General features: G+C 72.6%; 12 protein-coding genes. All 12 read right to left on the bottom strand.

Annotated features, from left to right (window positions below; translation table 11 throughout):
• Window positions 1-7: 7 nt before the first annotated feature.
• The 12 genes from G6O69_RS20105 to G6O69_RS20160 all read right to left on the bottom strand — a co-directional run bounded on the left by G6O69_RS20105 (window position 8) and on the right by G6O69_RS20160 (window position 12,659).
• Window positions 8-784 (bottom strand): DUF1295 domain-containing protein, encoded by a 777-nt coding sequence (locus tag G6O69_RS20105; protein WP_172305141.1) that lies wholly within the window; start codon window positions 782-784, stop codon window positions 8-10.
• Window positions 781-1,848, bottom strand: a complete 1,068-nt coding sequence (locus G6O69_RS20110; protein ID WP_172305142.1) for a lysophospholipid acyltransferase family protein — start codon at window positions 1,846-1,848, stop codon at window positions 781-783. Before G6O69_RS20110 ends, G6O69_RS20105 begins: the two co-directional genes overlap by 4 nt.
• A gap of 105 nt (window positions 1,849-1,953) precedes the next feature.
• Window positions 1,954-2,778, bottom strand: a complete 825-nt coding sequence (locus G6O69_RS20115) for an aspartyl/asparaginyl beta-hydroxylase domain-containing protein (protein ID WP_172305143.1) — start codon at window positions 2,776-2,778, stop codon at window positions 1,954-1,956.
• Window positions 2,775-4,844 carry a carbamoyltransferase C-terminal domain-containing protein gene (locus G6O69_RS20120; protein WP_172305144.1) on the bottom strand — a complete coding sequence of 690 codons (2,070 nt, stop codon included), beginning with the start codon at window positions 4,842-4,844 and terminating at the stop codon, window positions 2,775-2,777. Before G6O69_RS20120 ends, G6O69_RS20115 begins: the two co-directional genes overlap by 4 nt.
• Window positions 4,838-6,262, bottom strand: coding sequence for a TfuA-like protein (locus tag G6O69_RS20125; protein WP_346017065.1), 1,425 nt, complete (start codon window positions 6,260-6,262; stop codon window positions 4,838-4,840). Before G6O69_RS20125 ends, G6O69_RS20120 begins: the two co-directional genes overlap by 7 nt.
• Window positions 6,259-7,518: a YcaO-like family protein gene (locus G6O69_RS20130; RefSeq protein ID WP_346017066.1), complete on the bottom strand. Its 1,260-nt coding sequence runs from the start codon at window positions 7,516-7,518 to the stop codon at window positions 6,259-6,261. Before G6O69_RS20130 ends, G6O69_RS20125 begins: the two co-directional genes overlap by 4 nt.
• Window positions 7,509-8,672, bottom strand: a complete 1,164-nt coding sequence (locus tag G6O69_RS20135) for a hypothetical protein (RefSeq protein WP_172305145.1) — start codon at window positions 8,670-8,672, stop codon at window positions 7,509-7,511. The genes G6O69_RS20130 and G6O69_RS20135 overlap by 10 nt, the downstream gene beginning before the upstream one ends.
• Window positions 8,669-9,367, bottom strand: coding sequence for a hypothetical protein (locus G6O69_RS20140; protein WP_172305146.1), 699 nt, complete (start codon window positions 9,365-9,367; stop codon window positions 8,669-8,671). The genes G6O69_RS20135 and G6O69_RS20140 overlap by 4 nt, the downstream gene beginning before the upstream one ends.
• Window positions 9,364-10,185, bottom strand: coding sequence for a DUF692 family multinuclear iron-containing protein (locus G6O69_RS20145; RefSeq protein WP_172305147.1), 822 nt, complete (start codon window positions 10,183-10,185; stop codon window positions 9,364-9,366). Before G6O69_RS20145 ends, G6O69_RS20140 begins: the two co-directional genes overlap by 4 nt.
• Window positions 10,186-10,207: 22 nt before the next feature.
• Window positions 10,208-10,888 carry a hypothetical protein gene (locus G6O69_RS20150; RefSeq protein ID WP_172305148.1) on the bottom strand — a complete coding sequence of 227 codons (681 nt, stop codon included), beginning with the start codon at window positions 10,886-10,888 and terminating at the stop codon, window positions 10,208-10,210.
• The gene (locus G6O69_RS20155; RefSeq protein ID WP_172305149.1) at window positions 10,885-11,712 is read right to left on the bottom strand and encodes a DUF692 family multinuclear iron-containing protein; all 828 of its coding nucleotides are present in this window, start codon (window positions 11,710-11,712) and stop codon (window positions 10,885-10,887) included. Before G6O69_RS20155 ends, G6O69_RS20150 begins: the two co-directional genes overlap by 4 nt.
• Complete coding sequence (locus tag G6O69_RS20160; protein ID WP_176396974.1) at window positions 11,709-12,659, bottom strand: hypothetical protein; 951 nt, start codon at window positions 12,657-12,659, stop codon at window positions 11,709-11,711. The genes G6O69_RS20155 and G6O69_RS20160 overlap by 4 nt, the downstream gene beginning before the upstream one ends.
• Between the last annotated feature and the right edge of the window lie 134 nt (window positions 12,660-12,793).

The following is a 12,793-nucleotide window of genomic DNA, read 5'->3' on the forward strand; positions in this document are numbered from 1 at the left end:
GCTTGGCTCAGGGGCGAGGCGGACGGGGAAAGAAGGCGCTGGTCCGGCGGACGTATTCGGCGTAGCCACGGCGGCGCTGCGTCAGATCTTTTTCGAGCAGCGGGACGCCGGAGATCCGGGTGAGCAGAATCGTCATGATCACCGGGCTGACGACGGTCCACCACGGCGCGCCCACGCCCAGCGCGATGGCGAAGTGCCCCCACCAGACCAGGAAGTCGCCAAAGTAGTTGGGATGCCGGGTGTAGCGCCACAGCCCGCGGTCCATGACGGCGTCGGCGTTTTGTGGGTCGCGCTTGAAGCGGGCCAGCTGCGCGTCGCCGATGGCCTCGAAGCTCAGGCCGATCGACCACAGCAGCGCGCCGACGACCACCAGCGCCGGCGAGGCGGGGCCCGTGCTCGTCAGCGCGGTCTGGACCGGCGTCGAGATCATGGTGATCAGCGCGCCTTGTAGGCCAAACACCGTGATGAGGCTGAGCAACCCAAAGCGCTGGCCGATGCGGGCGCGCATGGCCTGGTAGCGACGATCCTCGCCGGCGTAGTGGACGAGGTTTCGCCAGCCCAGGTAAGCGCCCAGGCGCAGGGCCCAGACGCTGACGGCGATGAGCAGCAGCCAGCGCGCGGGGTCGAGGTCGAAGCCGCGCTCGTAGGCGCAGATCCAGGCGAGCAGGGCGTAGCCCGGGCCCCAGAACACGTCGATGATGCTGGCGTCGCGCAGGGCGAGGCTGACCAGCCACAGCAGCAGCAGACAGGCGGTGAGGATCAGGGCGGCGAGCGGAGAGATCATGGCGGAGGCTCCGTGGTGGCGGGGGGCCGCGCGGAGGCGCTGGCTTCGGCGGCCTCGCGGGCGCTGATCCAGCGATCGAGCTCGGCCCAGCGCTCGCGGATCCACGCGCCGCGGGCCGCGTCGTCCGTGGGCAGGGCCGACGCGGGGTAGCGCCAAAAGGCCACGTGCACGCTGCGATCGAGGAGCGCGCCGGACAACATGTCGGCCAAGGTCGCGAAGCCGCCGAGGCCGTGGTGGCCGACGATGACCACGTCGGCCTCGGGGGCCCCGCGCATCAGCGCCAGGGCGCCGCCGACCCGCGGCAAGAGGGTGTGCTCGAGCGCGCGGGCTTGCGCGGCGAGGGGGGGATCGCTGGCCGCGAGGCTGGCGATGACCCGCGCGCGCTTGCCAGGGGTGAAGCGCGTGCCCTCGGGGTAGATCATCAGGCCCTCCCCGGGGTCGAGACCGGCGGCGAGGGCCTCGATCGCGCGCAGCTCGTGGCCGGAGTCCTCGGGGATGCGATCGACGAAGTGGTTGGGGATCCAGTGCCCCGCGATGTCGAGGCAGGGCTCGTTGAGCAGCTCGCGCTTGACCACGCAGCGCAGCGGGATGCTGTGCGCCGCGGTCACGAAGCGGTTGGGGACCATGGTGTCGATCAGCGAGGCGTGGCGGACCAGGTAGATCGCTGGCGCCGGCTCGACGCGCTCGTCTCCCTCCACGGTCCAGCGCAGCCGCCACAGCCTGCTGGCGATGGCGAAGAGCAGCCCCGCCCAGTGGCGCTGGATCCAGTAGGTCCAGCGCCCGCGCAGCTCGGGGGCGAGGCCGAAGCCCGTGGCGATCCAGGCGCCGAGCAGGAGCAGCTGACCGTAGAGGTTGATCGCCAGGTAGGCGCCGAGAAAAAACCACGCTCGCAGGCCACACAGGCGCCGGCGACGAGCGATGTCGCTGATCAGCACGGCCAGGCCGGTGAGCGGGGCGAGCGTCCAAAACAGCGCCGCGGCCAGCCAGAAGCTGGGGATCGTCAGAGCGCGACGCCGCAGACGGGCGCCGAGGGTGCTGGGATCCGATCGCCTCCGGGAAGTCATGGCTCGCCGACGCGCTGCGCGAGCCAATGTAGCAGGAGCGCGCGGCGCGGGTCGACACGGAGCCTCGAATCGACCCGAGGCGGGGGCTCGGAGAGGAGCTGGTGTTCAAGGCCGCCACAGGGAGGGGGGCAGCAGCTCCTCCCCCGTGGTCGAGAGGACGCGGCGCAGCTCGTGGGCGCGCTCGCTGGGCTCGCGCATCATCCCTTCGAACACCCTGATTTCCTCGGGCAGGAGATCGGGATGCCAGAAGTCCGTGAGCAGGATGGCCCGCGCGCCGGGGCCGTCGTTCCACACGTCATGAAAAAAAGAGTCGTCGAGCAGAGTGCAGCGCCCCTCTCGCCAGCGAAATTCGACCTCACCGACGCGCATGCCACAGCGCTCGGGGACCTCGATGCCGAGGTGACAGCGGATGCGGTAGTTCCCCGGGCCGTAGTGCGGGCGGACCCGCGTGCCCGGGGCGTGGGCCGAGAAGTAGGTCACGCCCACGCGAGCGCCATCGTCGAGCAAGAGCGCGGACACGGTGGGGCAGGCGGCGGCGTGCTCCTCGATGCGCCGGCTCTGCACGCGCAGGTGCAGCTGACCCCAGGTCCCCTGGTCGACGAGGCTGCCGTCGGAGTAGCGGCGCAGGCCGAGGGTGTCGCGCAGGGCGTGGTACTCGGCGCGCACGGCCGCGAAGTTGGCCTCGAGGCCGGCGACGGCCGGGAAGCGCTCGCGCTGATCGTCCCACAGCGGCTGGCTGCGCAGCCCCGGCAGACGCATGGTTCGGCCCTGGCTGGGATCTTCGTCCTCGATGCTCGCGGAGAACATGGTCTCGAGCCCCGCGCAGATGCGATCGCTGCCGCGGGCGCCGACGCCGAGGTCGTCGGCGACGGCCCGGACCATGGCCTGCTTGCTGGCGAGCAGGCGCTTGGCTTGCTCGGACCGGCTCACGCTGGCCCCCGCATGCGGAGCACCCGGCGAGACCACAGCGAGAACACCTCCTCGGCGAGCTGCTGACGACGCGCGGCGTGGGGGCTCTCGTCGATGAGCGCCGCGAGGCTGCGCCGGCCGTCGGCGCGCAAGAGCAGCTCGTGGAGCGCGTCGGAGATCTCGACCGCGGCCTCTCCAAAGAAGTCCGAGGCCGCGCTCTCGATGCGCCAGACCTGCGCCCAGCCGCCAGCGCCGGTCTCGGCCTCGGCCTCGGCGGCGCAGGGGAGCTCGCGGCGCACGAGCTTGTGCTGACGATCGAGGGCCGGGGCGAGGGCGAGGGCGATGTCCTGGGCGGAGCGCTCGCGCTTGTGGACCAGGCGCTCGCCGATGGCCAGGTAGCGCAGGTCGGTGGTCAGCAAGGTCGCGAGCGCGTCCTCGGCGGAGGTCACGATCGGCTCGGCGTTGTTGTTGAGCGAGGTGTTGAGCAGCGCGGGCACGCCCGTGCGCTCGGCGAACTCGCGGATCAGGGCGTGGTAGCGGGGGTTGTCGGCGGCGCTGACGGTCTGCACCCGGGCGGTGCCGTCGACGTGGGTGATCGCCCCGAGCCGCGCGCGCTGCTCCTCGCGGACGCGCAGCACGGTGATCATGTAGGGGTGGCGCGCGCGCTCGGGCGGGACGTCGAAGAGCTCGGCGCAGCGCTCCTCGAGCACGCTCGGCGCGAAGGGGCGGTAGCCCTCGCGCTTCTTGATCAGCGCGTTGATGCGGTCGCGGTTCTCGGCCGGGCGTGGGTCGGCGAGGATGCTGCGCTGGCCGAGGGCCCGAGGTCCGAACTCGGCGCGGCCTCGAACCCAAGCCACGACCTCGCCCGCCGCGAGCAGGTCGGCGGCGCGGGCCTCGAGCGCGGGGGGCGACTCGACCTCGACGAGGGCGGCGTAGCGAGCCAGGACCGCGTCGAGGTCTTCGCCTGACTCGACGGCGGGGCCGAGGTCGAGGCCTGTCAGGACGCCGGCGTCGGGGCGCAGATCGGCGACGGCGAAGGCCGCCCCGAGGGCGCCGCCGGCGTCGTGGGCCAGGGGCTGGACGTAGAGATCGTCGAACAGGTCCGAGTAGAACAGCCGGCCGTTCATCGAGCAGTTGTGGGCCACGCCGCCGGCGAGGCACAGGCGCGAGAGCCCGCTGGCCTCGCGGTGGTGGCCCAGCAGGTGCAAGACGATGCGCTCGAGCTGACGCTGGAGCGCCGCCGCGAAGTCGCGGTGGATGTCTTCGAAGGGCTCGCCGCGCTTGCGGGCCTGGGCGAGCAGGCCCTGCTCTCGCAGCACACGCAGCTCGAGGGCCGCGCTGGCGTCGAGGGAGTCCTTGCCGAGGAAGGAGAAGCGGCCCTCGGGCTCGAGGCTGACCATGCTGTCCATGAGCGCGGCGAAGCGCTCGGGGTCGCCGTAGGGCGCCATGCCCATGACCTTGTACTCGTCGAAGCGGAAGTAGCCGCAAAAGGCCATCATTCGCCTGTACCAGTGGCCGAGCGAGCGCCCGGCGCTCAGCCGCTCGCGGACCTCGAGCCTGCCTTCGCGGGCCTCGAGGACCATGCCGGAGAGCCCGTCGCCCTCGCCGTCGAGGGTCACGACCAGGGCTTCGTCGAAGCCTGAGGGGATCCACGCGCTCCAGGCGTGGGCGAGGTGGTGGTGGACGAAGCGCAGCTTGGGGGCGACGAGGTCGAGGTCGAGGCCGAAGGCCGCGGACAGGGGCGCCGCGAAGTGCTGCTGCGCGGAGCGGAGCGGGCGGCGAGGGTCTCCGCTCGCGCGTAGGGCCATGAACTCGGCGGCGAGCTCCGAGACGTTGAGGGCGAGGGCGTCGATGGCCGCGAAGCTGTGCGGGTCGCCTGGATCGAGGCCGGCCTCGCGCAGGCACCAGGCCACGGCCTCGCGCGGGAAGGCGTTGCTGTGCTTGACCCGGTTGAGGCGCTCGTCCTCGACGGCGGCGACGAGCTCCCCGTCGCGGAGCAGGACCGCGGCGGCGTCGTGGCGGGCGAAGCCCTCGGGGGCGTCCTCGTGATCGAGGCGGCTGGCGCCGTGGATGCCCAAGATCAACATGGTGGGTCCTCCTGTGTCTCGTCTTGATCGGGGTCGTGGGGGTGATCGTGAGCGGGGGAGCCGCGCTCGCGCAGGAGCTGAGCGCCGGCCTCGAGCAGGAGCTCGGGCAGGGGCAGGCCGACCGCGCTGGCGTGGTCGCGGGGGTCACTGGCGAGCAGCCCAAAGCGCTCGCCGTACCAGGTGTAGAGCTCGGCGGGGGAGAGCCCGAGGCTCTCGGCCGTGGGCAGCACGAGCTCGTGCTCGTTGACCGCCGACCAGGCCGCGCGCAGGTCGTCGAGGCTGAGCTCGAGCTGTCCGCGGGCGGCGAGGGCGTGGGGCAAGAAGAGGTCGACCTGGGCGCCGTGGACGGCTCGCAGGTGGCGCTCGAGGGCCAGGGTCCGCGCCTCGACCCGGGCGCGGAGCTCGGGGTCGTCGAGCTGCTCCCCCTGCGCGCCGAGGTCTTCGTAGGCGTCGATCCAGTCGGTGTAGAACCCCGCGCGCAGGCCCTCGGCGGCGAGCAGCAGGCGGTGGAGCGCCTCGGCGTAGAGCCCGTCTCGCTCGGCGTGGGTGGCCCGAACCATCCGCCCGAGGCTGCGCGCGCTGCTGCGGTGACGGGTGCGGGGATCGGCCGCGAGCGCGTCGGGGGGCAGCGAGGTCTCGTCGAGCAAGGTGGTCATGACCGCGGCGTGCTCGAGGCGAAAGCTCGGCTCGTGGGGGGCGTCGAGGCGACCCGCGGCGAGGTCGGCGGCCACGCGCTCGAGCCCCGCGCGGGCGTCGGCGGCCTTGGTCCCGGGCGCACGCGAGCGCACGAGCGCGCGCAGCTCGGCGCAGCGGTCTGCCTTGAGGCCGCGCTCGCGGGCGTCGATCAGGGTCTGCCCCCAGCTGCGCTCGGGGTAGAAGCGGCGCTTGGCCGCTGTGATCAGGGCGTCGTGTTCGTGCGCGTCGATCAGGCCGTCGTCGCGGGCGGCGGCGAGGCCGTCGCGGAGGTTGACCATGGCCTCCGAGAGCGGGCGCCAGCCGGACTCGGCGGAGCCGTGGCTGACGGCGACCTCGTCGTCGTCGTCGAGCTCGCCGGCTCGAAAGCGGGCGTAGATCGAGCCCACGCCGATCATCCCAAAGCCGTCGAGCTCGCAGGCCCGCAGCGCGCCCATGCTCGCCGCGCCGTAGACCCACACGCCGCGGGAGAGCGCGAGCAGCAGCTCCTTGTGCCAGACCGAGGGCGTCTGCTCGAACAGCCCGTCGATGATCACGATCGCCCTGGGCCGCCGACGCAGGGCGCGGTAGACGTCGCCCATGGCGACGGGCGCGAGGTAGGTGGCGTCGAGGATGGCGCGGGCCTCGTCGAGAGGGAGGCTCGGCCCGAGGAATACGAGCAGCTCCTCTGGTCGCGGCCGGGCGTGCTCGCCGAGGCGAGCGTCGGTGTCGCTCGTGGTGCTCACGCGTCGCCTCCCGCGCCCTGAGTCTGGGCGGCCCAAAAGGAGCGGGCGCGCGGGCCGGGGGTCGCGTGCATGGACTCGAGGCCGGGCACGATCACCTTGACCACGGGCACGCCGAGCTCGGCCTTGCTGAGATCGACGACCACGGCCTGGCGGAGATCGGCGCCGCGCAGGGCGTCGAGCAGCGCGTGGAGATCGGCCTCGAAGCAGCCGCTGGCGCGCTCGTCCGCGGCGTCGAAGCGGCGCAGCGCCCGGCCGTCGCGCAGCGCCTCCCAGGTCGCCGCGTGCAGCTTGGGGTTGCGGCTGCGGGCGTAGTGCTCGCGGGTGAGGTTGTCGCGGGCGCCGGCGACGAATGTCACCCTGGCCTGGACGGCCTCGGTCAGCGCGCGCAGCAAGGCGATGCGCGGGGACAGGTGCGCCCCGCTGCCCATGTCCGCGGTCATCACCCGCAGGCGCCCGCGGTCCGGGGGCTCGAGGGCGAGGCAAGCGTAGGCCGGGACGCCGAGCTCGGTCTGCAGATCCCAGACTCCCACGGCCAGGCCCGCGTCGGCCATGGCCGCGAGCACCTGGCGGCAGGCGGGGTCGTCGACGCTGTCGAGGTCGACCCTGCGCGCGTCGGGGGCGTGGTGCAGACCTCGACGACCTCGCCACAGCACCAGGCAGTCGCGCTCGATCACCTCGCACAGTCCGTGGCAGATGGCCTCGAGCAGGTGGTTGCCAGAGGCGAGGCCGTTGGTGTCCTGGACGAGGCCTCCGCGACCGCGGCGCAGGCCGGGCATGAGTGAGACCGCTGGCCAAGGTACCCAGGTGGGCTGCTCGGCGAGCAGGTCTTCGCCGCGGATCCACAGCTGGGCCGCGTGCTCGTCGGGGGCCGGCCCCGAGCGCGGGAGGAGCCCAGGGTCGACGCAGGCCTCGGCTTCGCGCAGCTGGGCGTGAGAGCGCAGGCGCAGCGGGAGGTCGACGTTTTCGGCGTGCCAGGTCTCGAGGGCCTCCATCAGCGCCGACACCCGGGCGGCGTCGAGGTCGAGGCCCTTGCCCAAGGCCGTGGTCGAGGCCGCGCCGTTGGGCCGGATCGCGGCGACCACCGGCACGCGGATGTCGGCGAGGCCGGTGATGTTGGCCAGGCGGGTGATCCCCAGCTGGGGCATGAGCGGGCGCACTCGAGCCAGGGTCTGCGCCGGCGTGCACAGCCGGTGCGTGCCACGAGTGCATGCCTTGTCCGCGCGGGGCTGACCCGCGAGCAGCTCGATCACACCCACGCGTCACCTCCGGAGAGCGCAGACAGGGGGACGCGGCGGACGAGGCCCTCGGCCTCGAGCTCGGCGAGGGCCTCTTCTCCACAGCGCGCGGCGATCTCGTCGGCTTGGTGTAGGCCGTCGGCGAGGCGCAGGGCCTCGCCGGCGTCGCCCTCGAAGATCACCGGGCCGGCGGCGAGGCGCTCGTGCAGCCCCGCGGATAGCTGCGCGAGCTCGGGGAAGAGCGCCGTCGCGGCCAGGCCAGCGCCCGTCGGCGGCAGGCTCAGGCGCAGCGAGCCCTCACCTTCGGGGCGCAGCACGAGGCCGGCCTGGCGGACGAGCAGGGGCGCGGGCGAGGGCGCGAGGGGCAGCGCGCGGGCGCCCTCGGCGTAGAGCAGCAGCGCCACGCCCTGGTCTGCGTCGAGCTCGAAGTCCATGGTCGCCCGGGGGCCGAGCTCGCAAAGCGAGGTCTCGGCCGTGCGGGCGTGGGGCTGGGCGAGGCGCAGGGGGAGCGCCACGTCGGCGTCGTTGGCCACCCGCGCGCGCAGCAAGCCGCGCTCGCGGACGCAGCGGATCAGCCGTGGGCGATCGACGAAGAGCTGCTCGCGGTGGAGCGTCGGCGTCGCCCCGATCTGGCTGGACCCCGGCCCGGAGATCACGATGGTGTAGGCGCCGGGCAGCGCCTGCTCGGGGACGCGCCAGTGCCAGTAGAGGTGGCTGGACGCCCGCATCACCGCCATGTCGAGGGCCAGGCGGCGGGTGGCCTCACCGGGGGCGAAGCGCTCGACGAGGCTGGCCATGACGGCGCGCATGCGCCCGGCTTGCTCGGCGGTGAGCGGGTCCGTGCTCCGCTGGCTGCGCTGCATCAGCGAGAACAGCTCCTGCTCGGCGGCGTTCGACAGCGGCCCGCGATCGTGTTCTCCGCGGTCGAAGTGGAGCAACAAGGGCGTGTAGGCAAAGCGTGGCTGGGAGTCGTGTCCGAGCTCGTCGAGCTCGTCGAGCATCGCCGGCAGGAACGACAGCAGGTCGCGGGTCTCGTGTTCGACGCGCTCGCCCTCGGGATCGAAGATCTGCAGGTCGAAGCGAGTCAGGCCCGGGGCCGCGCCGGGCAGCAGGAGGTGACGCAGGTGCACGGTGACGGCCAGGCCTGGGGCCGCGCGCTTGGGGAAGAGGCTCATAGATCGATCCCTCCTGGGCAGGTGGACACGAGCGCGCGCAGCTCGTCGAGATCGCGGCCGACCTTGCGGTGCAGGCGACCGTCGCGGGCGTCGTGATAGGAGATGGCGCGGCGCGTCCAGGGGGTCCGCGCCGCGACCTCGATGGTCGGGTGATCGCTCAGGGGCATGGCGAGCAGCTCGGGCAGGGAGCTGCGCACGGGCACGACGCGCAGCGGCGGGCGATCGAGGGGGGCGTCCTCGGGCGCGTTCGCGAGGGTGTCGATGGCCGCGAGGAGCTCATCGAGCTGCGCCGGCGGGGCGGCCAAGGTCAGCGCGCGGGCACGCTCGAGCCAAAAGAGCTCGCGGGCGAGGCTCGCTCGCGGGTGGCGCTCGGCCGTGGCCGCGGCCAGGTCCGCGTAGTGCTCGACGAGCGCCTGGGCGCCCCAGCTGGGGTCGGGCAGGCGGACCCGCAGGCGGACCACGTCGTCGATCGCCGGCGCCCCGACCTCGGAGATGAAGCGCGGCAGCAGCCGGCGCATGGGCTCGGCGAGCCGGACGAGGTAGTGAGCTCGGAAGCGCTCGACGCGGGTGCGCTCGCGGTAGGCGCGGAAGCGCTCGCCGACCTCGTCCGCGAACACGTAGGCGTAGAGCGCTTGCTCGAGCTCCCTCGTGGCGGCCTGGGCCTGGGCCTGGGTCTGGACCTGAGGTCGAGTCATCCGATCCGCTCCCGCACCGCCTCGAGGTCGCGGCGCATGCCCTCGTGATCGTCGAAGTTGGCCTCGCGCTCGATGACCACGAAAGCCGGATCGAAGCGCGCGAGGGCGAGCTCGAGCAGCTCGAGCACCCGCCCCGGCAAGCTGGCGTCGTGGCCGTCGATGTACTCGCCGCTGGGGACGAAGCGCTGCCCCCCCGCGAGGTGGAGCTCGCGGACGCAGGCCGGGGGGATCTCGGCCAGGAAGGCCGCGGCGTCGAGCCCCCGGTTGCGCTCGTGGACGTGCAGGTTGTGGAGGTCGAGGAGCAGGCCGCAGCCCGAGTTGGCGACGGCGGCGAGGGTGAAGGCCTCGGGGGTCATGGTCGAGGCGGCGTGCTCGAACTGGCAGGGGATGTTCTCGACGAGCAGCTCACGGCCGCCGAGGGCCGCGCTGACCCGATCGATGTGCGCGACGGTTCGGGCGAGGCTGGGCGCGTCGTGGACCGGAGGCAGGTTCCCGTCGTAGCGGAAGCTGCCCACGCAGCTCGCCGACAGGTGCTCGGAGACCAAGGCGGGCTCGAAGTCCCGCATGGCGGCGGCCGCCGCCTCGAGATCGTAGCGCGCGAGGAAGTCCGGGCTGGCCAGGGACATCTCCGTGAAGTGGAAGCTGTAGGGGACGCCGAGCGTGTCGAGCACGGCGCGGAGGTAGGCGGCGTTCGTCGGGTTGCGGAGGTAGTGGTCTGGGCAGATCTCGACGGCGTCGAGCAGACCCGCGCGCAGCCACGCGCGGATCGCCTCGCGCAGCGGCGGCAGGTAGGTCTGGGCGATGAGGGGGCGGGGCACGGCGGGCTCTCGTCGCGGGTCGCTAGCCCGCGCAGCGACGGCGGAGGTCGGCGCTGAGGGTGTCGCGGTCGGTGAAGCACCAGTGCTCGACGCGGCCCGTGCTCGGGCTGAGGTAGATGACGCTGGCGCGGGGGGAGGGAGTTCGAACCGTCCAGTTGGGGAGCCCCACGGCGCGGCGCAAGGTCGCGAGGCTCTCCTTGAGCGAGGTTCGCAGCTGGACGTAGTGGAGCGCTTCGCCGTCCCAGCTCCCGCCGCTGGCGTCGGCGCGGGCGAGGGTCGGGGCGTCGAGCAGCGCCGCCTCGTCGAGGAGCTGCGCGAGGCTCGTGGACGGCCCGTGGGCGGCGAGCCGTTTGGCCCGCTCGACCCGCAGGAGATCCGCGAGCATCTCGGCCTTGGGAGCGCCGACGATCAGCCGCTCGGCGATCTCCCGGTAGTAGTCGAGATCCTCGGGCAGGCGGGCGCCGTCACGCAGCTCGATGCGCAGGTCGACGAGCTCGGCGACGCTCAGCGACCCGCGCATGCGACAAAAGAGCGGGTAGAGCCGGGCGAAGCGCTCGTTGAGCACGCGGGCGTAGATCGAGCGGAAGCGCTCGCGTCGGGAGGTCTCGTCGTAGGCGCGGAAGCGGTCGTCGACGCAGGCGTCGAAGACGTAGGCATAGAGCGCGCGCTCTTGTTCGGCGGCCAGGGCCGCGCGGGTGCTCACGAGATCAGCCCCCGGACGCGCTCGAGGTCAGCGATGATCCCCGCGTGGTCGTCGAAGTCGTGCTCGCGCTCGAGCACGATCAGCGTAGGCGAGCAGCGCGCCAGGGTCAGCTCGAGCAGCTCGATCACCCGGGCGGGGATCGACGCGCAGTGTCCGTCGACGTACTCGCCCCAGGCCAGGGTCTCGCCCCCCGCGAGGTGGAGCTCGCGGACCCGCCTAGGATCGAGGGTGTCGATGAAGGCCTCGGCGTCGAGGCCTCGGTTGCGCTCGTGGACATAGAGGTTGTGGAGATCGAGGAGCAGGCCACAGTCGGCGCCTTCGAGCACCGCGAGGGTGAAGTCCTCGGGGCTCATGGTCGAGGCCGCGAACTCGAACTCGCAGGGGATGTTCTCGACGATGAAGGGGCACTCGCAGCCCGCGGCGAAGGCCCGCGCGGCCGCGCGGACGTTGTCGACGACGCAGGCCAGGCCGCGCTCGTCGTGGACGCAAGGCAGGTTGCCCTCGAAGGCGAAGCTGCCCACGGACGCGGCCGAGAGGTGATCGGAGATCATCAGCGGTTCGAAGCGAGCGATGGCCGCGGCGCGGCGCTCGAGCGGGTAGCGATCGGGGAAGTCGGGCGAGCCCAGCGACATCTGGGTGAAGTGAAAGGAGTAGGGGGCGTCGATCTTGTCGAGCATGCGCGCGAGCAGCTCGGTCGCAGCTGGCTGGCCCAGAAACTCGTCGGGCACGACCTCCACGGCGTCGAGCAGGCCCCCGCGGACCGCGTCCTCGATCAACGGACGCAGCGGCGTGACCACGGTCTGAGCGAGGCGTGGGCGGCTCATGAGGTGGCGGCGGGGGGCTCCGGGCTCGCCATGCCCAGGGAGCCGATCGGGTACCAGGCCAGCGGGGCGAGGCGGACGTAGTCCTCGAATTGTGCCCACTTGGCGTCGAGGGCCGCCTGGATCGTCGCGTCGTCGAGGGGCTCCGCGCTCGGGCGGTAGGCCTCGCGCAGGTGCAGGTGCAGCCCGCCGTCCTTGCGGGGGAGGATCGCAACGCTGAACACCGGGCGCTGGGCGGCGTGGGCGATGCGGATCGGCCCGCTGGGCGCGTAGAGGGCGTGGCCAAACAGCCGCGCCCGGAACTGGCCGTTCCCGCGACCGGGCTGGGTGGTGTCGCTGAGCATGCCCACGCAGGCGCCGGCGCGCAGGGCTTCGACGCTGCGCTCGAAGATCTGCTCGGGGTCGACGAGCACGGGGACGAAGGCCTCGGGCATGCCGCTGAGCTCGTAGGCGCGGCGCATCAGCTGCCACTCCACGCGGTTGCGGTACATCATGACCTCGTGGAGCTCGCCCAGGCCCGCGCGCGTGGCCAGCAGGGGGATCAACCCGTGGAAGGGGCCGATGTGCGGGCCTGTGAGCAGCACGCCGCCCTCGGCCCGCTGGCGCCCGAAGGCCTCGAGCTCGGCGGGATCATGGCTGACCATGTCGGCGTAGGCGGCCTCGTCTTCGGCGTAGACGTGCAGCAGGATCGCGTAGAAGTTCGAGCGCTCGCGGGTGAGCATCAATTCTCGGACGAGGCGCTCGTCGTCGGGCTCGTTCGCGAATAGCCCGTGGACGCGGAGGACCTGGAGTTCGCGCAGGGCGTCCGCGCGCCACTGGCTGCGCACGCTCCGGGCCGCGCTCTTGGGGTCGTCGACATGAGCCCGCGCCGCGGCCTCGAAGATCCCGAGGGTGCTGCGCCAATTCAGGCGCTTCGCAAATTGCGCATACATTCCATAGTGCGCGAGCATGCCTACGCTGCTCCCAAAGGGAGATGTACGCAAAAACTCATCGGGATCGAAGTTGGCCATCGTCACGGCGGGGGAGAGAACAAAAAGCGAGATGACCGCTCCATGTGAGTCGAGCAGCCATCTCGGCGGAGGGG

The sequence above is a fragment of the Pseudenhygromyxa sp. WMMC2535 genome (assembly GCF_011083025.2).